This window comes from Chitinophaga filiformis (assembly GCF_021646545.1).
Taxonomy (GTDB): Bacteria; Bacteroidota; Bacteroidia; order Chitinophagales; family Chitinophagaceae; genus Chitinophaga; species Chitinophaga filiformis_A.
Genome location: NZ_JAKIRP010000002.1, coordinates 492,976 through 519,315 on the forward strand (window position 1 = coordinate 492,976; position 26,340 = coordinate 519,315).

The window sequence follows — 26,340 nt, forward strand, 5'->3', positions numbered from 1 at the left end:
GGTTAATAAAAAATCCGGGTATCAGTTTTCCCTTACGTGGTTTGTATCATCGCGTTTGTCAAAGCGTACATTGAAGGCCTTTTCAAACTGCATTAACATCGTGTCTGCATTGTAAATAATCGGCATGGATCCGGAAACACTGTACTGTAGTAACCGGCGGTCTTTTATAGTAACGTGCCTGTCAAACACCTGTTGCATAAATTGTATAGCGTCAGCAACAGTATATTCATCCATTATTAATTGTCCGTGTGTCCAGGCAGTTACTTTTTCAGCATCAGTCCTGCTTTTGGAATAATCACCGTCTTTTTTGTCATAACGAAGCATTTCTCCCGGCGTGAGATAAAGTTGTGTAACATGCTGTCCCTGTTGCTCCGTAATATTCAGTTTGATACTTCCTTCCTGTAATACGACCGCTATCTTATTTCCAAAGTTGTTCACATTGAATTGTGTACCCAATACTTCAACTGACAGGTGGTCGTAGGTGTGTACAATAAAGCTCCTGTTGTCTTCCTTGTGCTTTACGTGAAACCATGCTTCACCATCCAGCCAAACTTCCCGTACAAGACGCTCCTTCTGGGTGTAGAGCAGGCGGGAGCTGGCATTCAGGAACACTTCAGAGCTATCAGGTAAAAGCAGTCTTTTCGTTTGTCCGGGCTGCGTGGCTACGGTGGCAGTAACCGTATGGAATGGCGGTGTTCTCATAAACAACCAGAGTATGCCCAGAAGTATGAACAATAAAATGGCAGCGGCATACTTCCATGAAAAGATCCGAAAGCGGCTGGCTGCAGGGGCAGGCGTGGAGGATAGGGCGTTTATATCATCTGCAGCAATACTGTCCCATATATTCTCCCATAGCTGTTCTTTGTCGGCAGCAGTCATCTGATAGCCCCGGAAGTGAATAGATTTCACCAGCTGAATAGCCATATCCACGGCTTCCTGTTTTTCGGGATGTAGTTTCAACCAGGTGTCCCAGTAATAAGTGTTTTTTACATCCGGTCGCAGCACCCACTCCTGAAAGTATTCATCGAGGGCAAAGTCACGGGCGGTATATAAATGGTACTGCTGCAAATGGTCGCTTTTATATAAAGAGACAAGGGTGGGAGGAATCTCATCACTTTCGGGCAACTTTTTTTGAAATTATTTTCAGACGGGTGGCGGGGCTTACTTCCCGGGTTGCATTAAAAGCAGTAGTACAGCCGGAGGCAACGTTTTCCTGAGTACGCCGATGGCCCTGGAAATGATATTGTAGACGGAGTCGACCTTCATGGACATCATATCTGCCACTTCCTCGTAGGAAAGCTCATGAAAGAAGCGCAGGTAGATGGCCTCCCGTTGTCTGCGAGGAAGAGCGTTGAGGGCTGAATGCAGTTGTCTTACCTGTTCCTGCTGCCTTTCATCCTGTATAATTGCGTGTTCCGGGCTGGGGATCAGTTCGAAGTCGAAAGGTATCTCTGTTGTTTCAACCCGGGAGCGGCGGTCTCTTTCCAGGGTACGCAAGAGGCGGCGACGCAGGCTGCTAAGCAGGTAATAGCGGATGTTGAGGAGCTGTTCTGACAAATGTTCCCGGCTTTGCCAGAGGTCATGAAAAAGCTCCTGGAGGCAGTCCCTGACCAGTTCACCATCGCCGCAAAGGTGAACGCCGTAGTGGTACAGATTATCCACATGGTCGTGGTAGATGCGGGCAAAGGCCTCCCGGCTGCCTTGCCGGAAGCTATTCCAAAGTTCTTCGTGGGGAGATGCCGTATGGGAAGCAGTGGCAGCTGTTTTTACTGCTTTCATGCTGGTCTTTTTGGTTGACGTAATCCTCTAGCGAGGATAAATGTAATCATTTTAGAAAATTAAAGGACTGCTTTCATCGAAGTCATCCTTGCTGGTCAACCGCTATTATAACCGTTATAACATCCTTTTCTGCAGCCTTGACTTAATAATATAAACAATGATACCTGCCATTGTCACCGTGACGCCGGCCAGCATCATATGCAGTCCGGTAGAGATGAAAATGCCTATCCAGATCATGATAGCGAGAATTACAGGCAGCGGATATAAAGGCATATGCCATTTGAAGAAATCCCTTCCCTGTCTTCTGCTGAGTAGTATGAGTCCCACCGCCTGGGCAATGAACTGTATCATAATGCGCATGGCGAGGATAGCGCTGATGACTTCTTTGATCTTGAATAAGAGACTGAATATAAACGCCACTGCTCCTAAGAAAAGCAGCGATACATAAGGGAAATTTTTCGTAGGGTGAAGACGTGCAAATACCTTAAAGAAAGCGCCATCCTGTGCAGCGGCATAAGGAATACGGCTGTAACCCAGGGTAGCCGAGAAGACAGACGCAAAAGCCACCCAGAGGATCAGGATAGTGGCAATTTTGGCGGCAGTGGGTCCTCCCAGTACTTCGATGAACTCACTTACTACGAAGGGGCTGCTCTCTACCCGGTCGAAGGGTAATACCGATGCCACACTGATGTTCATACACAGGTACAGTACAGTGATACCTGCGATGGAAATCAGCATACTGCGGGGAATATTCTTTTCCGGCTGCCTGATTTCTCCACCCAGGTGACAGATGTTATAATAACCGAGGTAACTGTAAATGGTCTTTACGCTGGCAAAACCCAGAGCGGCTGCAAATGCAGAATTGAGTTTCAGCCCGTCGTTGATATGTTTAATGGGATCTAGGAAATTGCCGTGTACTATTCCTCCACCGATGATCCAGACCATGGTAACAAGTACCCCCATCCACAGCAATACACTGATCCTGCCAATGGTTTCGATATTGCGGTACAGCAGGAAAACAATCAGTAGTACCATACCACCGCTGACAGCCTTTATGCCCCAGAAGCCTAACGGAAATATATACCCTGCGTATTGTGCAAAGCCAATAGCAGCCGAAGCGATGACAAGGGGCGCCTGGATCATGGTCTGCCATACAAACAGGAAACTCATGAGCTTCCCTGTTTTGGGGCCGAAGCCTTCTTTCAGGAAGTTATAACTACCGCCTGCTTTAGGGAAAGTAGCTCCCAGCTCACTCCAAACCATGGCGTCGATAAACGACAGTACTGCCCCGGCTATCCAGGCGTACAGAAAGCCCGGACCACGCATGGTCTCAGCCACCACACTCAATACTATAAATGGGCCTATGCCCACCATGTCTGTCATATTAATAGCAGTAGCCTGTAACAGACTAATGCGCCGGGATAGTTCTGGTTGCTTCATTTGAGGCGTAAAAATAAATATTTTGCGCCGCAGAGAAGAAAAATTTATTGATGTTCTTCAATGTTTTCCCTTCAGTCGCCACGCTTTATTTTAATACTTTATATTTTATCCACACCACGTCATCTGTCATTTGTTGCAGATGGATCAGTTTCAGATGTTTGTAAGGGATGGTTTCAACGGTGGGAAGTCCGGTATCATTGAGTGTAGCAGTGTCACTACCATCCGCAATAGGATAATAGAGGATGCTGAATTCATCTATCAATCCGGCAGCGTGGAATGATCCATTTACGCCACCACCACCTTCCAGCATTATTTTGTTGATATTAAAATGTTGTTGCAGCTTGTTCAGGATAAGCGAAAGATCAACGGAAGTAGTGCCGCCAAACAGGTAAGAAATACCTTTTGACTGTAGGTAACCCAGGTATTCGGGTGCTACCTTTTCTGTCAGTACAACAATCAGCCGGTCTCCGTCCAGGTCGTTGGAATCCCATCCGAGTTTACCCGAAGCATCGAGTGCTATTACGTAAGACGCTGCCCTGGCGTCAGCGATGAAGTCCGTTTTGTCCTGTATCTTTTCAAAGGATGATAAGTCTGGCAATTCAGCCGCAAAATGTTGTTCCATTGTTACTCTTCCACAGAACCAGGCATCTGCGTTTTCATGTTTCCCTCCTGTCTGCTCATACAATTCAGCTCCTTTAAACGGCTTCCAGTTGTCTGTAATGATCCTGCCGTCAATTGAACAAAGCATGTGACAAATAACGTATGGTTTCATATTGCTCAGTGTTATTTATCACAAAGATGAGACAATTGACGAACAGGATCTGGTAGAAAACAAAGTATAACTTACTCATTTCAAAGATAGCAGCTTACTCTGCGCTCTTTATGAGATGTTTCGTTGTCTTTACACCATTAATATCGATCTGGATGAGGTACACGCCAGGACGCAGATGCGCGGTGCTGATCTCCTGACCGGAAGTAACGATCCTGACTGGTGTAACCTGTCTTCCTAATGCATCATAAATGATGAGCTTCGCTTGTTTTGCGCCGAACTTCAATCGCACATGAGTGGCAGCCGGATTGGGATAAAGTACAATGTCTTTGCCTGTAGCTGATTTCTCATATGCGGCTGCCAGACGGCTGTTGGCAAGCGACAATGGCGTTGCATACAGCTGGTTTTTCGGAATGATCTCCTTGCCTTGTGAAGCACTTGACCATGACAGTTTGCAGTTGGCGCCGCCGTTGTTTTCGAAATATTCCAGTCTGATATCGTATTGCTGACCTGCTGTCAATGTAATGGTACCGGAGTATTCAATATCCCAGTCATCCAGCCATTTGTCAATGATGAGCTGATTGTTGACCCACAAACGTCTGCCGTTATCACTGGTGATATAGAAGGTATACTGACCTGAATATCTTGGTTCTACTTTCCCTGTCCAGCGTACCGTGTAACCGTTTGTGTTGACACCGGTGCCAGGAGCACCTTCACCCCAGTCAAAATTGATTGTGGGATCCAGGCGGGAGAAGACGAATGTTTCGAAATTCATGCCGTTGTAGTAATTACCCGTAAGGCCGTTACCATTGCCGACAGGTGGAACAGATAACAACTGCCATCTGGCAGAGAGCTGGCCTGTGCCTGTATGCTGTACCACCTTAGCTTCCGGTGCTGTGCTCTCGTTAAGCGTGGAGAGCACTTTACCACTCAGTACAGATATGAATTTGTAATAACCGCTATCTGCCTGTACCGCAATGAACTGCTGGTTGGCAGCTTCCTGGTTGGTCCATTGCCAGAGACTGACATCTTCATTCAGGCTGGATTGTGGAATGTCAAGGCATTTGGCGCTATGATAAGCGGTAATAGTATAACGGCCATCGCCAAGATGTTTGAGTGTGAATGTCTGATTGGCAGCACCTGTACCGTGCCATAACTGTATGGGCGTACCATCGCCTGTACCACCGAGTCCACCGCGTACGTCGAGGAACAATCCACTGCTTACGTTTTTGATGGTGTAAGAGCCTGCCAGGTTAGGATTACCGTTTGCCAGTACTTTAATAGAGCTGGTCTTGTCATTCCAGGTGCTTCCCAGGTTAGCACTGGAAGATGTCAATACGGTAGAATCGCCGGCAAAATTCTCATGCTCAAACAATATCACTTTATAACCTTCTGCGATCTTCACGGAGGAAATGTCATCATTAAGCACACCTTTCAGCTCCAGTCCTGCCAGTTTGTAACCGCCGATAGGAAGGCCGGCACGGAAGCCATTGTATTGTGCATGCTCGTAAACGGTGACCGGACCGTTGCTTGTGTCAGGTCTGCTGTAGAGCTGTGCTCTGGGAATGATCTGTCTTGACTGGGAGGCACTTTCCCATTGCAGGTGACAGAAGGCATCACCATTGCCTTCAGCATACCGCAGTTCGATGTTGTATTTCTGGCCGGCTGTTAAGGCAATAGTGCCACTTCGGGTATAAGCGCCCTGTGTCTCAAAATCGTTGATGATAGGTTGACCATTCACTGTAAGCTTTACACCATCATCTGAGTATACATGAAAGGTGTATTGCTCGGAGTATAAGGGTTGTACCTGTCCGGACCATTTCACAGAGAACTGGTTGTTGCCCAGCTGGGCCTGATCGGGAGAACCGGCGCCCCAATCGAAATCTACATTGCCATCGGTCTGCTGATATTTTAGGTTGTCGAGATGATAGCCACTATAGTATTCCGCTTTCAGGCCATTGCCGGTTCCGACAGGTAATCCTTTCAGATTTTTACGGATCAGCCATACAAATTCATCGGGTGCTACTACGCGTACATTAGGCCCAAGGCGGCTGATACACTCCTGTACATCGTCGACATCTCTTGACCAGATGTGTACGGAAACAAGGCTGTACCCATCTGCTGAGTTGATATTGGTAGATGCCTGGTTCAGTTGATTGGCCAATGATTGCGGAGAAGAAAGCGTTCCCCATAGCGTGTACCTTCCGCCAATGGATGGTTTGTCTTTATACCAGTCGATCTGTCCATGTCTGCCGGTATAATTGGCACCATAGCTGTAATAGAACAGCGCATCGATGTTATCCTGTTTCAGATAAGCGCTTGGATCATTATCGCTGTCGTCTGCATCAATGATGTTCACAATACGCAGGTCGGCTTGTTTCATATAACTATTGAGCAGCTTATTTTCCGTTTCAAGATCGGCATCCGGATAACGCCCGGGGAAGTAGTAACTTCTTCCGGAAGGACCAGCTATCAGTACATTCCTGCCATCGGGCGTGGTGAGGCAGTTCTCTACATATTTCTCGTATACCACAGGCGCCAGTTCAGATAGGGAAGGAGAGATGGTCCAGCCCAGGTTGACATGTGCACGGTTAGGATTATTCCAGTTGTTGATGTTATCGTGAGAACCCAGGAGCCATTGCACATTATCTCCGTCGGTAATCACAAAACAAACGGTATGCACGCCGGGTTTCACTTCAAAGGGTTTAATGGGATCTTTCTGTTTAAAGATCTTCGACCTGGCTGGGATATTGCTCAACGCAGACATATTGGGCGCCCAGTCAGAGGGAAGGATACTCATGGACTTCAGCGAGAGTTGTTCCACTGTTTCATATTCCGCCGGTCCCCAGCCGAAGAAGGTAGCACCTTTATTCATGCGGTTATACACACTTGTAGCCAGTGTACCGGAAGGCGAATTATCCCAGAACTGAAATGCTTTTGTGTAGGCACTGTAGTCGCCCAGAGAGAATACGCGGTCATCGGAGCTCTGTTGATAAGCAGCTATTTTCTGACTAAAAAGACTGCCATAGTTGGCCAATGCCCAGGCTTCATCCCGGGTGCGTACATCGAGCAGACGGGTGAGACCGGCATTGATGGCTGTCTGTTCGATGTCGGCCGGAACAGCGACAGCATTCATCACACCCGCCAATGAGATAGCAACATTAGTCGATTTGTCTTTCTGGTTGCACAGGATGTAGCCTGATAACCTGTTAGCAAAGCGGTTGAGCAGACCGGAAAAATTGGTGTAATAGGTGTCATTGATCTTTACACCGGCATTTTCCACCAGTGTACGATGACCTGAAATGTCTCTGAGGATAGCGGGTTTCGTTTGCGCCAGAACCCCCATCAGCGTTTGCAGGGCTATCTTTTCAGATGCCGCATAATTCTCAGATGTAAGGAATAAGGTGTCGGGCACGGCAGAAAGCGGAAACGGGCTTCCCGGCACCCTCGGTACTGTTGTCTGTGCCTGGGTAAACAGTGTGGGCATCCATACAACAAGGAGTGTGTAAATGATTCTCTTTTTCATGATGGAATTGATTTGGTTACATGAGTACTTGTACGTGAAATGGAATGTATGTAAGTGGAGGGCGTAGATAGTTTTCAGCTATTACGAGCTACAGAGCGGGTTACACGCATTAAATATAATAACCGGGATGGTTATTTCATAGTGTAAAATAATATTTATCAGCCGGCGTGCGGATAAGAGATTGTTTCTAAAGGGGTTTCACGGGTGATGTGGAAAGAGGTATCAAAAAATAAATGAAGACCCCGGCGTTGCTTAAACGATGACAAGCCAACATGAGGCCTCGGAATAAACAGAAAGTGTATCAGGCTTTGGATACACTTTCTGTCATGATTGCAGGCTGTTTCTTCGTTGGCAACAATATTCTGCCCAATAAGCCTGTTATTAACTTAATCTTCGCCATGACCTTTTTCTTAAGCGGGTTAGCGCCGTTGTCGAGCAGTAGGTCTATGATGTCGTTATGTCCAAATGTGGCCGCATAGGTCAGGGCAGTGGCGCCGTGGTCTGTTTCCGTGCTAATGGAAGCACCTTTTTTTAGCAGAAGTTTTACGATGTCTATATGTCCTTTAAAGCAGGCGCCCATTAACGCTGTATGTCCCAGGTTGTCTTTCAGTTCTGTTTTAGCGCCTGCCTTTAACAGAAAATCTACTGCCTTGCTGTGATTGTAATAGGCGGCAATGATCAGTGGTGTGGATCCTCTGTTATCTCTTGCATTGAGCTGACCATCTGTTATGTATTCCCGCAGGAGTGAAATATTGTTTGTTCTTGCGGCTTCAAATATGTCCATGTGAGAAATCTTTTGTGCAATATTATTTATTCCGGTGGCTTACAGATACTGAATAGAATAATATCATAGGCGATAGATTTCGTCTATTGATGCTTCAATACGTCTCTGATAGCTATCATCTATAGGCCATCTTATTTCCTTATTCTCTTCTCTGTTGATATCTGCAGAGATACTTTTGTGTCCAACAATTACACAAAAAAAATGCGTTTTATGAATCAGCAGAACAATCATTTAACTACACGCCAGGGACACCCTGTACATAACAACCAGAGCATGCGTACCCTGGGTAACCGGGGACCAGCTGTTTTAGAGAACTATCAGTTCCTTGAAAAGATCGCTCATTTCGACCGTGAGCGTGTGCCCGAAAGAGTGGTACATGCGCGTGGAACGGGTGCACACGGCATATTTGAAGCTTATGGCACAGTAGGAAATGATCCGGTTGCGAAATATACACGCGCAAAGTTGTTCCAGGAGAAGGGAAAACAGACGCCTGTGTTTGTTCGCTTTTCAACAGTAATACATGGTGGCCATTCTCCGGAAACATTAAGAGATCCGAGAGGTTTTGCAGTGAAATTTTATACAGAAGATGGTATATGGGACCTGGTAGGGAACAACCTGAAAGTCTTCTTTATCCGCGATGCTATTAAGTTCCCTGATTTTATTCATGCCCTGAAACCGGACCCTGTTCATAATCGCCAGGATGGTGGGCGTGTCATGGACTTCTTCAGTAATTCCCCTGAAGTGATGCATATGATCACCTGGGTGTTCTCTCCATGGGGTATCCCTGCTAATTATCGCCAGATGCAGGGTTCAGGTGTAAATACTTATAAATGGGTGAACAAGGCGGGAGAAGCCGTTTTAGTGAAATATCACTGGGAGCCGCTGGCAGGTGTAAAGAATCTAACGCAGCAGGAAGCAAAGCAGATACAGGCAGAGAACTTCAATCATGCTACACAGGACCTGTATGACGCAATAGAAGCAGGTAATTATCCCGAGTGGGAACTGTTTGTGCAGATCATGAGTGATGATGCACATCCGGAGCTGGATTTTGATCCTTTAGACGATACTAAGATCTGGCCGCGGGAGCAATTTCCATGGCTGCCTGTAGGTAAAATGACCTTGAACAGGAATCCGCAGAACTACTTTGCAGAAGTGGAGCAGTCAGCTTTTGGCCCGGGAGTACTCGTGGATGGTCTTGATTTTTCTGATGATAAGATGCTGATCGGCCGTACTTTCTCATATTCTGATACACAGCGTTACCGCGTAGGGCCTAATTATCTGCAGTTGCCAATTAACGCTCCTAAAAATCATATCGGTACTAATCAGAGAGATGGTAGTATGACCTACAAAGTGGATCTTCCTGCAGGTGCCAATCCGCATGTGAATTATGAGCCGTCCAGTTTGAACGGATTGGTGGAAGCTCCTCAGACAGACATACCATACGAACCGACATATGCAGCAGCCAGGATAGTGCGCCAGAGCATTGACCGTACTAATAACTATAAGCAGGCAGGTGAGCTTTACAGGTCGTTCCAGGAATGGGAACGCGAAGACCTGATCAATAACCTGGTAGATACATTGGTAGCCGCTACGCCTGCTATACAGCAGAAGATGGTGGAGCATTTTTATAAATGCGATGAGGATTATGGACGCCGTATAGCAGAAGGCTTAAAGAAAGCAGGTAAATAAGGATGTTGTACAAATGCACAATGACAGGAGATAAGCTAAAGAAAGGAGAATTGCTAAAAAGTAGAAGTGCCCCCATAAGTGTCTTACTTATTGGGGGCACTTCAAAGTATTATGTAGCCTGTTTTTATTCGCTACCTAATAGCGCCAGGTAGTTATTTGAGCAAGTTTAGGATGTTCGTTTGTTTGGATACATCTTCCTTTTATATTGCTTCTATTAATTCTTTCCTGCTCTTTGTTTTCAATTTCTGTGGCACGCTGGCCAGTATCTCCGTTTTCAGCGCTTCTATCATTTTCCGTTTTACAAAATTTTTAGGCGTGATCAGACCTATTTCACGGGCTGGCTCGGGAAAATGAAAGTATCTGAGCTTTTCACGTTGTGCGTCTGTCAGGTCGGTTAATGCCAGTTCAGGAAGAATGGTGGCGCCATTGTTTTCATCTACCATACGTTTCAGCGTTTCTATACTGCCGGTATTGTATTCGTAGTGCTGTGAACCCTTCGTGGTTTTGCGGCGCTGACAAATGTTCAGCACCTGGTCGCGCATACAATGACCATCATTCAATATCCACAATTCTTCTATATTGATATCCGAAGGCTTCAGTTTTTTCTTTTTAAACAACACGCTTTCGGCTGAAACGTAGGCCACAAAATTCTCGTAGAATAAAGGCGTTTCGGTGAATTGTGGCTCATGTACCGGAGTGGATACAATACCGCAATCTATATGGCCGAGCTTCAGCTGTTGCGTGATCTGCTCTGTGTTCTGTTCGCCCACTATCAGTTTTACACCCGGGTACTTGTTGATGAATTGTGTGATGATCTTTGGAACAATATAAGGCGCTACTGTAGGAATGATCCCGATCTTCAGTTCACCTGTGAGTTCTTTGTTCCTGTCTGTTACCAGGTCCTGGATCTTCTGGTATTCGGCTAAGAGTACCCTTGCCTGCATGATAATCTCGGCTCCGATCTCTGTGGGTACTACCGGCGATTTGGTGCGGTTAAATATTTTTACACCCAGTAAGTCTTCCAGTTTCTGGATCTGCATACTGAGCGTAGGCTGGGTGACAAAACATTTCTTTGCCGCCACATTGAAGCTGCGGTAGGTGTCTACGGCGACGATATATTCGAACTGTACAATAGTCATACAAAGTGTTTATCCCTGGCAAACAGGCATGGTGCAGGTCAGCGCTTTGCTGCAGCTACCATTGTTTCATAACCTGTTGCATTTTCCTGTAAAAGTGCATAATCGATCGGGTTTTTGCCAAACCTGTCTTTCTTAAGCGGGGATGCTCCATGATGAAGTAACAGCGTGATGATGTCGTTATGTCCGAAGGTAGCAGCAAAGGTCAATGCGGTAGCGCCGTTGCCGTTTTCAGTGTGTACGGATGCGCCGTTTTCGAGTAACAGTTGAGCTACCTGTGTATAGCCTTTAAAGCAAACTCCCATCAGGGCGGTATTGCCCATACCGTCCTGTATTTCCGTATCAGCACCTGCTTTGAGCAGGGCAGATACTGCGGCTGTATTGTTGTAATAAGTGGCTAAAATAAGCGGAGTAGAACCCCTGGTGTCTTTTTTATTTATCTGGCCTTCTTTCAGAAGATCGTTCAATGCCGTTACATTATTTGTACGTGCTGCTTCGAAGATGTCCATCGCTTAACTGGTTTAATTTATGCTCAATATTAGATAAACCAGCTGGAAAATGGCCAGGGATAAGATAATATCATAGGCTATAGATGAAATCTATAGCCTATGGCAGATTTGATAGAAATAATTTAAATAGTCAAATTATTATATATTTGCGCCCGTGATGGCGGGGTAGTTTAACATGGAAGAACGCTTTCTTGCCAGGAAAGAGATCTAAGTTCGAGGCCTAGCGTCGCCATCCACTTTATGGAGGATAATTTAACTGGAAAAATATCAGATTGCAAATCTGAAAACGTGTCGGTTCGAGCCCCGCTCCTCCTCAGCTTATCTATAAACGCTTTTTATAGCTTTACTGTCAGGATGGATGTGATAAGCAGGCTTCTCAGGGAAGCCATCCATAATGATTGTATTTACGCCCCTTTTTTCCACTTCTTTTTTCAGCATTACTTTATTTTCTTCCGGCAAATTGGTTTTGGTAAGATCCAGGTTTTCTATCTGCGCCTGTTCGATAAAGTATTCAGTCAGCAGTTGTGCGGATGCGGAAGACAGCTGGTTAGCTTTTGCTCCCAATGCCCGTGTGGATGCTGCATAACCAAGGTCAAGGCTTCGGAGGCTTTTGTTAGTTTTCAGGGCCGTAAACAGCAATTGCATGCCTTTATCGGCAATGCCGCAACTTGCCAGGCTGAGGTCCTGCAGGGTGGCGTTAGTACTTAATGCAGGCGCCAGTGCCGCTATGCCTTCATCTCCGATATTGTTTACACTCAGGTATAGTGACTTCATGTGGGTGTTGCGGAGCAGCATATCATTTACATATTTCATAGTGGCGGCAGTCAGGTAGTTCCCGCTGAGATAGAACCTTTCAATGGTGTTGTTCTCTGCAAGGTATTGCAGCAGGGTATGTAATTCTTCACCTACACAGGTATTGACAAGATCAAGCGTGCGGATATGTTGATTCTTTGACAACAGTTTTATAAGCGATGCTGCGCTTTCCCCGCCGATAGGGTTTCTTTTGAACCAGATGCTTTTTACACTTTGATTCTCTTCCAATGCTTCGCAGATAGCCTTGCAACCTGCATGCTCAATATAATTACATCCGAGGTAAACGGTTTCAATTGAGTTGTTTGTCTTTAGTAAATCTGCTACTGCTATGGCGCCAGGATTGCCGAAGGCGTTTGTTCCTAACAGAATATGTTTTATAACTGTATTGTGCTTTAATGCTGCTGCGACCAGTTCAATGCCTTCCACACCTAGTTTTTGTTTACACATATCCAGACGTCCGTCTGACGTAACTGTACCGACAGGGAATGCCTTATCTGTGGCGGGCAGGGGGGCATTGTTTAACAGGAAGTCAATAAGCGGTTGAAGCGCCTGTCTGGAAAAGGGAAAGGTAGCGACAACGTTATCAACCGGACAAATTACCTGTGCTGCTTGCATATGAAATGGGTTTATTGTTATTATACTTAATAATGTTGTTTACCACGCGTGTGGGAGATAGTCTTTGAGAAAATGACCGAACAAAGGTAGTTCAGGCAAATTAATGCCTCTTACTACGGGATCGTAAATCCTTGCCATGCCATCAGTTTCATCCAGGGGAGGTACGAAGCCTTCTTCCTCATATAAGCGTTCTTTTTTAGGATAAGGGTTTTCCTGTGTGATCCATCCGGTGTCTACGCTGTTCATGAATATATGGTCCTGTGCATATTCCTGTGCAGACGTTCTGGTCATCATGTTCAGGGCCGCTTTGGCCATATTTGTATGCGGATGGAAAGGTGTTTTTGATATGCGATTGAATTGTCCTTCCATGGCAGAAACGTTGATGATGAACCTTCTTTCAAAGGGAGAGCGTATCATCATGTCTTTCAGCTGACTATTCAGCATGAAAGGCGCAGTGACGTTCACCAGCTGCGTTTCAAGCATCTCGCCGGGAGGCACTTCCTGGAGCCGCATTGTCCAGCTATTGCTTGTTCTCAGGTCCACTTGCTGCCTGTCTTTATCATAACGGTTTGCCGGAAAAGCAGTAGCCGTTTCGTATGGCAGCAACTGTTGTTCATGGCTGCTGGTCAGGAACTGGAAGGGAGTTGAAAAAGCAATGCATTGTCTTACCGCTTCCGGCAGATTATCTGAATCGCTTTCTTCCAATTCAAACAGGTGCCGATAAAACGCTACCGGCCGTTTGATGGTTTGGGCGGCGTTATTAATAAGGATATCCAGGTGTGTTTCCTGTGTTTGCAGGTATTGTATGAAACTGTTTAACTGTGCCAGGTTGCGCAGGTCTAATGCTACTATTTTCAGCCGATGATTCCATTCAGCAAAATCGGCTTCCTGACTGAAGCGCATAGCGCAGTCCTTCGCAAAGCGGGTAGTGACCCATACTTTAGCGCCATCGCGCAACATGCGCAGGGCGGTGAGATAGCCTATCTTTATTCTTCCGCCGGTGATCAGCGCTACTCTGCCTTCCAGGTTGGCCTGCTGATGTCTGCGGGTGTAGTTGACATCAGCACAGGAAGGGCAAAGCATGTGATAAAAGAAATGTACCTGTTTATAGGGTGTTTTGCAGATATAACATCGCTGGTAGCCTGCAAGTTCCAGCGGTTCCTTTGCGTCCGGTACGTCTTCTGTATCAGGCAGCTCATATTTGCGATGCATGGCAGTCTGTGCCAGCACTACTTTTTTATCGTATTGTTTCAGTAAACTTTGCTTTTGAGACAACTTCTGTACTTTCTTCAATGACAGTAGCTGTGTTGATACGGCCGGCTTGTTGAGCAGTTCATCAGCAACCTGTTGTTTATTGTCTTTCTTGGCCCGCTTATAGAGTTTGGTTACCAGCCCTTTCAGGCTTAGGGTGTCCAGTGATTTATCAGGATCCCGGGATAGCACCTGCAATACCTTGATACACGTTTCCCACTCTTCTTTTGTGAAATCATTCTTCATAGGAAGGGATCTTTAGATAGATAAAAATATGAAATATATATCTATCTAAAGAACTTGCCCAAAAAGCTGCTCTCCAACAAATGGTCTTTTATCCCGGATCGTACATGATCCGGAATAAAAGAACCCTGAAAGCCAATATATTAATTGGCCGGCCCTGACAGCTTCAGGCCATTTATTTTGTAATAATACAGGTACGAAACCACCAGGCTGACAAAGAAAAAGGTATGTCCTATTTCAAGCAGCACACTGTCTCCACTGGATAGGTGAGCAATAGTTGCCGAGATAAGCGTGATCGCAAAGCCGAAATAGGCAAACTCCTTAATTCTGTGTGGTACCATAGGAAGCACTAAGGCCAGTACTCCGAGGAGCTTCGCCACTGTTAGTTCTATTCTGAACCAGCCGGGAAGTCCCAGGTGTGCAAACGCGCCTTTCATTTCCTCATTGAAGGAAAAGTTGATAGCGCTCCACAGCATGACAGCAGCTACGATACCTGTTGCTATCCAGTAGATGATTTTATCTTTTTTCATTGTCTTTGTTTTGAATGGATCAGTTAAACTTGAAAACACTGAGCAGGATGATGACGAAGAACATGAGCAGCTGTGCATAATGGAACAGACGAAGCTTATGCTTTATCTGTAAGGTTTCTCCGGCCTCGCTGGTAACCTCCGTCATTCTTTTTCTGAGGCTGATCACCAGACGTCTGCCAATGATGATGTTGTTGAGAATAATAAGCACCACAATGGCAAACTTGATCCTGAACCATAATTGCTCGCCAAATACGCCATGGGTCATAGCCATCATACCGACGCCACTGAGAATGATGGCAGCCATTCCCAGTCCCATCAGCAAAGGGAATTTTATCATGCTCTGCAACATGGGTCTTGCCGCAATGGCATCCAGTGCATATTGTTTCCAGAATTGGCGGAAGGAGACAAAGTCGGCGGTAGTAGTCCCTGCAAACAGCACCAGCCCCACCAGGTGAAGTAACAGAAAGCTTTGAAAGATCATTGGATAGTGATTTAGCGGATATAATATTTCGATTTCGTGATTTGTCTTACAAATATATATCGTTTCCGTAGTAAATATACCATTTCCGAAGTATTTATTTTATGTTTGCTTCGAAAACAGAGTAATTTAATGAATAAAGCAGTTGCGCTCGTCAATGAATGGGGGGCTTTCGATGATAAATATCCGGAGGGCAGCGTTGCCGATTTTTGCCGGTATTACCTTGCTAATCAAAAAGAAAAAGAAGATAAAACGCCCCTGCCTAGGGGTAAATTTCTGCCTGTCAGTACTGACGGGGTATTAATGCGTCTGATAGGCAGGATCTTCAAGCTACATGCTATTTATACGGCTGCTGCCATGGAGGGGACCGGTATCAATACAGTAGACGAATATTCCCTGCTCAATACCGTGCAGCAGCTGGATGAACCGAGAAAGACCGAGGCGATCTATGCGGCATTACAAGAACTATCCACCGGCACAGATATGCTGGCCAGGTTACAGAAACTGGGTTATCTGACGGAGTATGCTGATAAAGAGGATAAAAGATCAAAACGGTTGAAAGTAACCCCGAAGGGTGAGAAGGTATTGGTGACCTGTAGAAAAAGAATGAGCCAACTGGCTGAGATCATGTTCCATGACCTGAATGAAGATGACAAGATGTTATGCTTCCAACTGCTGAAAGGCGTCGAAACAAAATTTGCCGGTATCTGGCAGTCGCATAAAGGCAAGGAGTTTGACGATATTTATGAGGAGATCGTCACGTCTGCGAAATGAACTTAGATCACATATTGTGACATGCTCAATGTAATGCCGTGTTAAATAATTAACCAGGGTGCAACAGGAAGAGATACTCTGTTTTGCAGCCTGGTTAATATTTTAGTATGATAGTCTATTTGATGCTAATGTAGCATCAGAAAATCCCGTATGCCCTCCAGTGTCAGATTGGGAAATATTCCTAACCAGCATATCAGTCCGGCCATGATCACTAATGTGATGTAGGTGGATACATGGAAGAAAGGATGGACCGGCTTTGGTATCGCTTCTGCCGATACAGTTGTAGAGAACAGCGCATTAATGACCCGCAGATAGTAATACAGACCGATTACACTGGTCAGCACCAGCACGATCAACGGTAGCCAGACAGATTGATGTACACCGGCTGACAGTACAAAGAACTTCGCCAGAAAACCCGCAGTTAGCGGGATGCCTGCCAGAGATAACAGGGAGATGGCCAATACAGTTGCGATGATAGGTCTCTTCCAGATCAGCCCATCATATGTATGCAGCTCTTCTGCTTCATGGTGCCTGGATGACAAGAGAATGATCACGCCAAAGGCTGATAATAAGGTAATGGAATAAGCAGTCAGATAGAAGATGGCGGCTTCGGTGCCAGCATTGTTCCCTGGCAGAAATGCTACAAGCAGGTAGCCGAAATGGGCAATAGACGAATAGGCCAGCAGGCGCTTCAGGTTACGCTGTTGTAAGGCCAGTATATTACCCGTCACCATAGACGCAATGGCAATGACAGAAAAAATAGTAACCACCAGCGGATACTCCTGCAGGTGAATACTCTGTGCAAAGCGGAGCAACACTGCAAATGTGCCTATCTTCGAAATAGTAGCGATGAAGGCAGTGACAGGAGAGGGCGAACCCTGATAAACGTCTGCCGCCCACAGATGGAATGGCACCAGCGCCAGTTTAAAGCCCACAGCAACGATGATGGTGCCAAGTCCCATCAGGAATAGGGGAGATGACCCTACCGTTGCCAGCTGCTCCGCAATACCGGAAAATTTCATACTGCCGGTTTCCATGTAAATAAGCGCCATCCCGAATAAGAGAAATGCGGAAGAAAGCGCTGCCAGTACAAGGTATTTCATGCCGGCTTCCACCGCATTGTTCCTGTTGCGCAGGTAGGCAATCAGTGCATATAAGCTTACGCTCAGTAATTCCAGTCCTATGAACAGGGAAATGAAATGCTGGCTGATGGTCAGGATGGCTGCGCCCAGCGTAGCAAGGAACAGGAGTATGTAATACTCTTTGGGGTTCTCTTCCCGTTCCTCAAAATAGATATAGGAAAACAACCCGATCACCAGCACGCAAAATATGATCAGGCCTGTAAATACCGCTGCCTGCCCATCTACAATAAAGAGGGGGGGTATTTCCTGGGGAAGTGTATCTCTGACATACCAGGTGGCAAAGACAACCAGGCACATCATCAGGAAACCTACCACCTGGATAACAGTATGGCTTAAGCGGAAAGCGATCAGCAATATGACAACGACGGAGGCCATTGCCAGTACAATGAAAGGAAGCAGGGCTGATAGTTGTAGCTCATTCATGGAGTGACGGATGAATAGTAGATAAATGTTGCACGGTATCGATGACAGGCTGCGGGAATAATCCGAGTACCACAATACTGATACTCAGGGCAGCCATAATAACCAGTTCCCTGGCGCTGATCTCTTTTACAGGCTCTGTAAAATGCTGCTGTCCCATGAATACTTTCTGCAGCATACGCAGAGAATATACGGCAGACAGGATCAGTCCGAGGGTGGCAATGATGCTGAATGCCGGATGACTGCCAAATGTTCCCAGCAGGATGAAGAATTCAGCAATGAAATTGCCCAGTGCAGGCAAACCAGCGGATGCCATTGTAAACAATATCGCTATGCCTCCCATTGCCGGCATGGAGGTCCACAGGCCCCCCATCCGGTCAATATCCCTCGTATGTAATCTTTCCTTCAGCATGCCCGCCATTACGAAAAGGGCCCCTGTACTTAGACCATGGGTCAGGATCTGCATCACGACGCCCTGCATAGCAATGGTGCTGAAAGAGAAGACGCCTACCAGTACAAAGCCCATATGACTCACAGAGGTATATGCGATCAGGCGTTTGAGATCGGTTTGCGAAAAGGCCAGCAGTGCGCCATAGATAATGCCGGCCACGCCAAATAGGATCATTACAGGGGCAATAGCTACAGCACTTTCGGGGAAAAGTGGTAGCACAAAACGGATGATGCCATAGGCGCCTGTCTTCAGTAACAAGCCGGCCAGTACAAGGCTACCCGCCGTCGGCGCTTCTCCATGTGCATCCGGCAGCCAGTTATGGAAAGGCACTACCGGTAGTTTAATAGCAAACGCGATGAGAAAGCCCAGCATGAGCCATTTTGCTATAGCAGGATCTGTTGCGGTTTGCAACAGGCTGAAATAATCGAAAGTATATCTGCCTGTCTGGTCGCCGTGAATAAAATATAAGGCCAGTATAGACAACAGCATGAAGAGGCTGCCTACCTGCGTAAAAATAAAGAACTTGTAACCGGCATAACGGCGGCGTGCATCACCCCATAAGATGATCAGGAAATACATCGGTATCAGCATCACTTCCCAGCAGAAATAGAACAGTATCAGGTCCATGGCGATGAATACACCACTGATACCTGCCAGTGTCCATAACAGGTTGAAGAAATAGAAGCCGGTTTTTTCTTTAATCTCTTTCCATGAACAGAGCACAGCCAGGATGCCCAGGAAAAAGGTCAGCAGCAGCAATACATGGCTGAATCCATCCATGGCCACGTGGAAACTGATACCCAATGCAGGTATCCAGTCTGCCTGATAATTGATATACCAGGAAGTATTGTCCGGGAAAGCTTTATAGACGCTAAAGAGCCAGCATGCGATCAGCAGATCGGCAGTGACTGTAAGCAGGGCAATCCATTTTGCCAGCAGGGGTGATCTTCGCGCTGCCAGCCAGCTTACTATGCCTCCTGCCAGTAAAATGCATATCATCCATATCAGTATCATAACAGTATTTGTAAGGTGATGATGAACAGGATACCTACCAGCACACCAGTTACATACCATCGCAAGGAGCCATTCTGCGATACGGAGAACAGCCTGTTGAGATGCAGGTTGGCATTAGCGATGGCTGTATATAGTTTATCGGATACATCAGATTTATTAATACCGGTAATGAAGAGGAAAGGCTTTACCAGCAGTATGTCATACAGCTGATCGAACTTCCATCCTTTAAACAGGAAATGCCGCACATTCATCAGACCGTCAGATTGCTTCCATCGCAAGAGCAGTTCGCTTTGTCCGTAGTATAACACATAACCGGTATAGATGCCGAGAAGAGAAACACCCACGGCAATCAGCTGGAATACTATTTCAGGTGGCAGGTTGCTTTTCAGTGCGGTAGCGGGCAATGCCTGCTGGACTATTTCCGAGAACACAGAAACGTGTAAGAGATTATGCGGCCATTCTATCCAGCCTACTGCTATAGAGAAGAATGCCAGTATGACCAGCGGAACGGTCATGGCACGTGCCGGAAGATGTCCCGGTGTTGTTTTCATATCTCCCCAGAAAACGACCAGTATCAGCCTCGTGGAATAAAATGCGGTAATGAACGCACCCAGCAGGGCTAATGTCCAGAGTACCGGGTGACCACCATTGGCACTCCATGCATACCAGAGGATCTGGTCTTTACTAAAGAAGCCGGCAGTGACCAGGGGCAATGCGGCCAGTGCAGCTGCGCCTATTGTAAACGTATAAAAGATAACAGGCATTTTCTTTCTCAGGCCTCCCATTTTAAAGATGTCGTGTTCGTGGTGTAGGGTTTCAATAACTGCTCCTGCAGCAAGGAATAGCAGGGCTTTGAAGAAAGCATGTGTGAAGAAATGGAAGATCGCTGCACTCCAGGCGCCTACACCCAGTGCCAGGAACATATACCCGATCTGGCTGATGGTGGAGTAGGCAAGTACTCTCTTAATATCTGTCTGCACCATAGCGCTGCAGCCTGCAATGAATAGTGTTACGGCTCCTATAATGGCAGTGATCTGCATAGCAGTGGGTGAGAGTTCGAACAGCGTATGCATTCTTGCTATGAGATAAACGCCTGCTGTTACCATGGTGGCTGCATGGATCAATGCACTCACGGGCGAGGGGCCTGCCATTGCATCGGGCAGCCATGTCTGAAGGGGCAGCTGTGCAGATTTACCGATTCCGCCCGACAGGAGTAATAATGCGATCAGTGTAATAGTAGTAGAACCGCTGCTGAATTGCTGAGGAGCCTTTGCCAGGATATCTGGGATGTATAATGTGCCCAGCTCTCTAAATAGCAGAAACAGACCAATGATCATCGCGGTATCGCCAATACGGGTGATCACAAAGGCTTTATTGGCTGCCCGGTAATTGCCCGGTGTTTCATACCAGAAGCCGATGAGCAGGTAACTGCACAATCCCACGCCTTCCCATCCCAGGTACATCAATACGAGGTTGTCGGCCATCACCAGCGTCAGCATGGCGCAAACGAAGAGGTTCATGCTGGCGAAGAAGCGGGCATAATCCCGGTCGTGACGCATGAATGCAACGGAGTAAATATGGATCAGGGCTCCTATGAACGTAATGACGCAAATGAAGACAAGCGACAATGCATCGATGCGCAGGCTGATATCTGCCGACAAGTGACCGGTAAGGAACCAGTGCCATAACACCTGTGTGTAAGCTCCACTCTCGGGAGGCGATTGCAGGAAGCCTGCACTGATGATGAGTGCAATGATGGCGGAAATGCAGATACTACCGGCCCCGATGCCCGCAATGAAGTTACGGGACAGGTGTTTCCCCGCCATTGATAACACCAGGAAACCCAGTAGCGGCAGGGTAGGTATCAGATACAGGTACTGTTCCATATAAAACTTAATCTTTTAGTTCTTTGAGTTCTTCAACATCCAATGTTTTATGCTGGTGCTGGATCTGTAATACCAGCGCCAGTGCAACAGACACTTCTGCTGCTGCCATGGCCAGTATGAACAGGTACATGACCTGTCCGTCCGGCTGCTGCCACCTGGAGCCGGCAGCTACAAAGGCCAGTCCTGCGGCATTGAGCATGATCTCGATAGAGAGCAGCATAAAAATGATGTTCTTTCTTGTGAGTACGCCTGCCAGTCCCAATACAAACAGGATTGCAGCGACTATTAAGACCGTGTGTGCGTGAACAATTGACATCAGTTCAGGTTTGGATATGTTTGAAGGAACCTGTGCAGGTTCTTTTTCTTGTGCTTACCGATATGTGCTGCTCCTACAATACCCGTCATTAGCAGAAAACCCACCAGCTCCACAGCAATGATGTATTCACCGTACAGCGATAAGGATACCTGCTTTGCTGTAACGACAGCAGCCGGCATGGGGGTAGGTTTATCCTGTAACAGCAACACAGCCATTTCTGCCAGCAACACCAGCGATAATATAGATGGGCCAAGCCATGCCCGCAATTGCAGCCACTCTTTCTCCTGTTGGGCGGTTTGCTTGCCAAGGTTAAGCATCATCACCACAAAAATGAAGAGCACCACAATGGCGCCTGCGTAAACAATCACCTGCAATGCCGCTGCAAAGGGAGCTCCCAGTGAAAGGAATGTAACTGCCAGCGCCAGGAAAGATACGACCAGGTACAACAGCGCATGGATTGGTTGGTAGCGTGTGATCACCATAATGGTAGACAGGATCGCAATGAATGACGATATATAGAAGACCAGAGACATATCCTTAGATTTTCAGGGTAATAAGCTTTTGATATCTACAGGGGCTTCTTCGTCCTGCCCCTTACCTTTTTCTTTCACACCTGCATCCAGACCAGCCACATTATAGAAGTTATAACCGGGATATTTTCCCTGGCTGTCGATCAGCAGATCTTCTTTTTCGTACACCAGGTCCTGACGATTGTATTCGGCCATCTCAAAATCAGGGATCAGCTGAATAGCGTATGTAGGGCATGCTTCTTCACAGTATCCGCAGAAGATGCAACGGGAAAAATTGATGCGGAAGAATTCAGGGTATCTGCGGCCTTCCTCGTTTTCTGTAGCCTGCAGCGCAATACAATCTACCGGGCATGCAGCGGCACACAGGTAACAACCTACACAGCGTTCACCGCCATCAGGATCTTTTGTAAGCACAATACGTCCTCTCCATCGCGGATACAAGGGCGCTTTTTGTTCCGGGTATTGTATAGTGACCTTCTTATGAAAGAGGTGCCGGAATACCAACCACATTGTACGCAGGTGACTAATCATTGTTATAAGTTTTATGTTATCTCATTTAAGATCTGAGCCAGAGTGCAATTGCACCGGTAACTAAGAGATTGAGCAATACCAGCGGCAACAGCAGTTTCCAGCCATAGCCCATCAGCTGATCATAACGGGGGCGTGGCAGTGATGCACGCAGCAGGATGAAAAGCCCTATGAAGAAAAATGTTTTCAGGAAGAACCATACTACCGGCGGCAGGAATGCAGGTCCCAGCCATCCGCCAAAGAACAGCGTGACGGTCATTGCAGAGATCAATGATATTCCCAGGTATTCGCCAATGAAGAACATCCCGAATTTCATCCCGGAATATTCCGAGTGGAAACCTGCTATCAGCTCACTCTCTGCTTCAGGGATATCAAAGGGCAGGCGATGGGTCTCTGCAAGGCCCGCAATAAAGAAAACAACAAAACCAACGGGCTGCGTAACAACAAACCACAGGTCCTGCTGTGCGGCTACGATCTCCGTCAGGTTGAAAGACTTGCTCAGCATCACCACACCCATCAGGGAGAGGCCCATAAACACTTCGTAAGCGATCATCTGAGAAGCGCCACGTAATGCACCCAAGAGGGAGTATTTGTTGTTGGAAGCCCATCCTCCCAGTACAATGCTATATACGCCCAACGATGACATGGCGAGGAAGAACATCAGGCCAACATTCAGATCGGCTACCACAATGCCGGGTGCAAAAGGAATGATGGCAAGGCCCATCAGTACACTGGCCACTACGATAGCAGGGGCAAGGATAAATACCCATTTATCGGCGAACGGCGGGATCCAGTCTTCTTTGAAGAAGAGCTTCAATGTATCTGCCAGCACAATGAAAAGACCCAGTGGTCCTGCGCGGTTGGGTCCTAATCTGTCCTGCCACAAGGCCAGCAGCCTGCGTTCAACCCATATGAGCCCTGCGGCAATATTCAGGAATACGAAGAGTACACCTAAAACGATCCAGATGTGTTGCATTACAGTCATACGATTACAGTTGAGAGGTTTACCCATGCACCCCAGCTGAGTGCTTCCATACCTGTTAGCCCTGCCGGCGCCAGCATAATGCCATCGGGCAATGATTCATTTATAGAGAGCGGGAGTGTGTACGTTGAACCATTGGTCTTTATGGCAACAGTGTCCCCATTCTTCAACTGGGCCTGTTCAGCATCGCGCCTGGACAATGAGACATAAGGTTCCGGAGAAAGTGAGGCGATCCCTTTTGTATATACACTTAGTTCGCCGGAGCCAAACATGTGATACTGTGGTAGCAGCATCCACTTGCCTGCCCGGGGCGTAAATGCATCAGGGATGTCTTTTGAGAACACAGGAGGGGTGGTGGTCTGCTCAAACAGCCGTATACCCGGATCTCCTCCTTTCAGCGCACCACCGGCTTCTTCCTGGTACTTGGTGACCGACTGATTGGAGTTCCACCCCGGCGCCCAAAAGAAAGGAATAAGGGGAGAAGGCGGCAAGCCTCTGTATCCTTCCATCGTATATGACAGCGATGAATCGTCGTCCTGCAGCGGTTTAGGTTCGCTTACGGTCAGATTGGCCAGCATGGCCGTACGACCGCTATAGCGGTGTGATTCGCGTGGAATACGGGCGCCATGTACGCGAAAGTCGTGTGGCGGTGCTACCCTGGATACACCTGCAAACTGTGGGAATTTGATCTCTAATCCATGCAGGAGATCCTCCATGTGCTTTCCATGACCGTTGGAAGAAGTCATCACTAACGATTTGATGTCTGCCAGCCACTTAAAGCTTTCCCTGATCTCACTGTTGGCCGGCATGAATACCTGGCTGCTGCGTTGCGCGCGGGCTTCGTTGTTCACGAAAGTACCATCTGCCTCAGCGAATGTAGCGGCCGGGATCAGCACATGCGCTTTCTCTGTAGTGCGATTGTGCAATGTATCGAGCACGACGATATGTTTACACTTGCTGAAGAATGCATCTGCTTTGGCCGCCGGAATACTACGGTAAAGATCATTTTCCAGGATGATAGCCGTAACGTTGGTAGTGCGTTGCACATGTGTTACGGCTCTGTCAAAAGATGATGCACGCATCATAGCGAGGCCCATGCTGTTGCAGTCCTGCATGACAAATGCCAGCCCGGCTTTCTTTTCGTTGATGTCCAGCGCTGCGGCAATGTCAAATGCGGCCCTGATCAGGGCATTGTTCCAACAGGAAGTACCCGTAATGATCACAGGGTGTTTTGCCTGTTGCAGTGCTTTACTGATCGTGTTGGCGGTAGCTAGCAGTGCTTCTCCCGCATTACGTACTTCGGGCAGTGAAGGATTCAGTATATGCGCTATTGCAAAGCCCAGTCTTGCCATGTCGTCCGGTGTGGCCTTCATGGAAGAAGAGGATATCTCGTCAAGCGGTGAGGGCAGCATGGTGATGTTGGCCAGGAAGCCTTTATCCTCCTGCACCAGCTCCCTGATGGCTGCGTCATGCCAGGTAGGAATAGGCAGTTGTTCGGTGGTATGCGTGGCAGCCGTTTTCATGACTGACTGGCGAACAGCCAGCGCCATGATGGGCGCCGTATTCCAGATATCTTCACCTAATACCAGCACTGCATCTGATTGTTCGATCTCTTTCAGAGAAGGAGTATGGATACAACCTGATTGCAGGATATCTATTATTTTCTGTTCGACATATACCAGGTCATCGGGTACGCCCTGGTAGAAGTTTTCCTTGCCTACCAGTTCAAGAAGGGCGTAATTGCTTTCAAGAGAAGCTCTCGGAGAGCCGATGCCGATCAGGTTATGTCCGGCCACCAATGACCGTACATACTGTAGCACTGTATCATGTCCGGCTGCTTCTACGGGTTGATTACGGATGAGAGGCTGTGTGATGCGGTTTTCACTGTTGACGAATTCATATCCGAAGCGTCCTTTGTCGCACAGGAAATAGCCGTTCACTTCATGGTTATATCTGTTGACGATATTACGCAGTTGTCCGTAACGTTCGCCGGCAATCGTGTTACAGCCAAGGCTGCAATGCTGGCAAACGGAAGGTGCATTGGTGAGGTCCCATTTGCGGGTATAATGTTCTTTTAAAGTCTTGTCGGTAAAAACCCCTGTAGGGCATACCTCCACAAGATTACCGCTGAAGGGACTTTCCAGTACACCATCTTTTTCCCTGCCGAAATAAACGTGGTTGTGTGCTGCAAAAACGTTAAGATCTTTTCCTCCTGCATAATCGTGGTAGAAACGTACACAGCGGTAACACTGGATACAGCGGTTCATTTCATGATTAATGAGAGGGCCCAGGTATTGATTGGGATAGGTGCGTTTTTTGAAATGATAGTGCCGGTAGTTATGTCCTGTCATAACAGTCATATCCTGCAGGTGGCAGCAGCCACCTTCATCGCATACGGGGCAGTCGTGCGGGTGATTGGTCATCAGCCATTCCACGACCTGCGAGCGAAACGCTTTGGCTGTTTCATCATTTACAGAAATGCGCATTCCGTCTTTTACACCTTCCATACAACTCATGACCAGGCGGCCACGTGTATCTTCTTCATCTTTAAAGACTTTTATTGCACACTGGCGGCATGCGCCAACGCTTCCCATGGCAGGATGCCAGCAGAAATAGGGCAGATCAATTCCCAGGTTCAGACAGGCTTCCAGCAGGTTCTTACCTGTCTTTACATCGAAGGGTTTGTTATCAATATAAATTGTAGGCATGTTGACGATATATTTATATAACTATGC

Annotated in this window: 22 protein-coding genes and 2 tRNA genes; 4 read left to right on the plus strand and 20 right to left on the minus strand. The window is 47.1% G+C overall.

Going from position 1 to position 26,340, the window contains the following annotated elements; genetic code table 11:
• Positions 1-21 precede the first annotated feature (21 nt).
• The 6 genes from L3C95_RS08315 to L3C95_RS08340 all read right to left on the minus strand — a co-directional run bounded on the left by L3C95_RS08315 (position 22) and on the right by L3C95_RS08340 (position 8,298).
• Positions 22-1,068, minus strand: coding sequence for a FecR family protein (locus L3C95_RS08315; protein ID WP_236386612.1), 1,047 nt, complete (start codon positions 1,066-1,068; stop codon positions 22-24).
• 93 nt (positions 1,069-1,161) lie between these two features.
• Positions 1,162-1,779: an RNA polymerase sigma factor gene (locus tag L3C95_RS08320; RefSeq protein WP_236386615.1), complete on the minus strand. Its 618-nt coding sequence runs from the start codon at positions 1,777-1,779 to the stop codon at positions 1,162-1,164.
• Between the two features lie 114 nt (positions 1,780-1,893).
• Positions 1,894-3,219, minus strand: a complete 1,326-nt coding sequence (locus tag L3C95_RS08325; RefSeq protein ID WP_236386617.1) for an APC family permease — start codon at positions 3,217-3,219, stop codon at positions 1,894-1,896.
• 85 nt (positions 3,220-3,304) lie between these two features.
• A complete protein-coding gene (locus L3C95_RS08330; RefSeq protein ID WP_236386620.1) occupies positions 3,305-3,991 on the minus strand; it encodes a RibD family protein in 687 nt (228 codons plus the stop codon).
• A 94-nt stretch (positions 3,992-4,085) separates the two neighbouring features.
• Entirely contained in the window at positions 4,086-7,514 is a 3,429-nt protein-coding gene (locus L3C95_RS08335; protein ID WP_236386623.1) for a PA14 domain-containing protein, read from the minus strand.
• Positions 7,515-7,815: 301 nt separating this feature from the next.
• Positions 7,816-8,298 carry an ankyrin repeat domain-containing protein gene (locus L3C95_RS08340; protein WP_236386625.1) on the minus strand — a complete coding sequence of 161 codons (483 nt, stop codon included), beginning with the start codon at positions 8,296-8,298 and terminating at the stop codon, positions 7,816-7,818.
• Positions 8,299-8,508: 210 nt separating this feature from the next.
• On the opposite strand from L3C95_RS08340, the gene L3C95_RS08345 reads away from it, so the two are divergent.
• A complete protein-coding gene (locus L3C95_RS08345; RefSeq protein ID WP_236386627.1) occupies positions 8,509-9,987 on the plus strand; it encodes a catalase in 1,479 nt (492 codons plus the stop codon).
• 200 nt (positions 9,988-10,187) lie between these two features.
• On the opposite strand, the gene L3C95_RS08350 is transcribed toward L3C95_RS08345, so the two are convergent.
• Both L3C95_RS08350 and L3C95_RS08355 read right to left on the minus strand, forming a co-directional pair.
• Positions 10,188-11,126, minus strand: a complete 939-nt coding sequence (locus L3C95_RS08350) for a hydrogen peroxide-inducible genes activator (RefSeq protein WP_236386629.1) — start codon at positions 11,124-11,126, stop codon at positions 10,188-10,190.
• A 38-nt stretch (positions 11,127-11,164) separates the two neighbouring features.
• On the minus strand, positions 11,165-11,632 hold the full coding sequence (locus L3C95_RS08355) for an ankyrin repeat domain-containing protein (protein ID WP_236386631.1): 468 nt from the start codon (positions 11,630-11,632) through the stop codon (positions 11,165-11,167).
• 159 nt (positions 11,633-11,791) lie between these two features.
• Here L3C95_RS08355 and L3C95_RS08360 point away from each other — a divergent pair.
• Both L3C95_RS08360 and L3C95_RS08365 read left to right on the plus strand, forming a co-directional pair.
• Positions 11,792-11,864 (plus strand) — tRNA-Gly (locus L3C95_RS08360).
• A gap of 10 nt (positions 11,865-11,874) precedes the next feature.
• Positions 11,875-11,946: transfer RNA gene (locus tag L3C95_RS08365), tRNA-Cys, on the plus strand.
• Positions 11,947-11,950: 4 nt separating this feature from the next.
• Here the strand turns inward: L3C95_RS08365 and L3C95_RS08370 are convergent.
• The 4 genes from L3C95_RS08370 to L3C95_RS08385 all read right to left on the minus strand — a co-directional run bounded on the left by L3C95_RS08370 (position 11,951) and on the right by L3C95_RS08385 (position 15,565).
• Positions 11,951-13,060 (minus strand): hypothetical protein, encoded by a 1,110-nt coding sequence (locus L3C95_RS08370; RefSeq protein WP_236386633.1) that lies wholly within the window; start codon positions 13,058-13,060, stop codon positions 11,951-11,953.
• A 39-nt stretch (positions 13,061-13,099) separates the two neighbouring features.
• On the minus strand, positions 13,100-14,557 hold the full coding sequence (locus L3C95_RS08375; protein ID WP_236386635.1) for an SDR family NAD(P)-dependent oxidoreductase: 1,458 nt from the start codon (positions 14,555-14,557) through the stop codon (positions 13,100-13,102).
• Between the two features lie 140 nt (positions 14,558-14,697).
• Positions 14,698-15,084, minus strand: coding sequence for a DoxX family protein (locus L3C95_RS08380; protein ID WP_236386637.1), 387 nt, complete (start codon positions 15,082-15,084; stop codon positions 14,698-14,700).
• Between the two features lie 19 nt (positions 15,085-15,103).
• Positions 15,104-15,565, minus strand: a complete 462-nt coding sequence (locus L3C95_RS08385; protein WP_236386639.1) for a hypothetical protein — start codon at positions 15,563-15,565, stop codon at positions 15,104-15,106.
• A 129-nt stretch (positions 15,566-15,694) separates the two neighbouring features.
• Here L3C95_RS08385 and L3C95_RS08390 point away from each other — a divergent pair, with 129 nt between their 5' ends.
• Complete coding sequence (locus L3C95_RS08390; RefSeq protein ID WP_236386640.1) at positions 15,695-16,336, plus strand: MarR family winged helix-turn-helix transcriptional regulator; 642 nt, start codon at positions 15,695-15,697, stop codon at positions 16,334-16,336.
• Between the two features lie 125 nt (positions 16,337-16,461).
• On the opposite strand, the gene L3C95_RS08395 is transcribed toward L3C95_RS08390, so the two are convergent.
• Genes L3C95_RS08395 through nuoG form a run of 8 tightly spaced genes read right to left on the minus strand, consistent with a single transcriptional unit; the run spans position 16,462 to position 26,313 of the window.
• A complete protein-coding gene (locus L3C95_RS08395; protein ID WP_236386643.1) occupies positions 16,462-17,901 on the minus strand; it encodes an NADH-quinone oxidoreductase subunit N in 1,440 nt (479 codons plus the stop codon).
• The gene (locus L3C95_RS08400) at positions 17,894-19,363 is read right to left on the minus strand and encodes a NuoM family protein (protein WP_236386646.1); all 1,470 of its coding nucleotides are present in this window, start codon (positions 19,361-19,363) and stop codon (positions 17,894-17,896) included. The genes L3C95_RS08395 and L3C95_RS08400 overlap by 8 nt, the downstream gene beginning before the upstream one ends.
• Complete coding sequence (gene nuoL / locus L3C95_RS08405) at positions 19,360-21,249, minus strand: NADH-quinone oxidoreductase subunit L (protein ID WP_236386647.1); 1,890 nt, start codon at positions 21,247-21,249, stop codon at positions 19,360-19,362. Before nuoL ends, L3C95_RS08400 begins: the two co-directional genes overlap by 4 nt.
• Positions 21,250-21,256: 7 nt before the next feature.
• Positions 21,257-21,565: an NADH-quinone oxidoreductase subunit NuoK gene (gene nuoK / locus L3C95_RS08410; protein WP_149694548.1), complete on the minus strand. Its 309-nt coding sequence runs from the start codon at positions 21,563-21,565 to the stop codon at positions 21,257-21,259.
• Entirely contained in the window at positions 21,565-22,098 is a 534-nt protein-coding gene (gene nuoJ / locus L3C95_RS08415; RefSeq protein ID WP_236386648.1) for an NADH-quinone oxidoreductase subunit J, read from the minus strand. The genes nuoK and nuoJ overlap by 1 nt, the downstream gene beginning before the upstream one ends.
• Before the next feature lie 12 nt (positions 22,099-22,110).
• Complete coding sequence (gene nuoI, locus L3C95_RS08420; RefSeq protein ID WP_236386649.1) at positions 22,111-22,626, minus strand: NADH-quinone oxidoreductase subunit NuoI; 516 nt, start codon at positions 22,624-22,626, stop codon at positions 22,111-22,113.
• Between the two features lie 25 nt (positions 22,627-22,651).
• A complete protein-coding gene (nuoH, locus tag L3C95_RS08425; protein ID WP_236386650.1) occupies positions 22,652-23,608 on the minus strand; it encodes an NADH-quinone oxidoreductase subunit NuoH in 957 nt (318 codons plus the stop codon).
• Positions 23,605-26,313: an NADH-quinone oxidoreductase subunit NuoG gene (gene nuoG / locus L3C95_RS08430; RefSeq protein WP_236386652.1), complete on the minus strand. Its 2,709-nt coding sequence runs from the start codon at positions 26,311-26,313 to the stop codon at positions 23,605-23,607. The genes nuoH and nuoG overlap by 4 nt, the downstream gene beginning before the upstream one ends.
• Positions 26,314-26,340 lie beyond the last annotated feature (27 nt).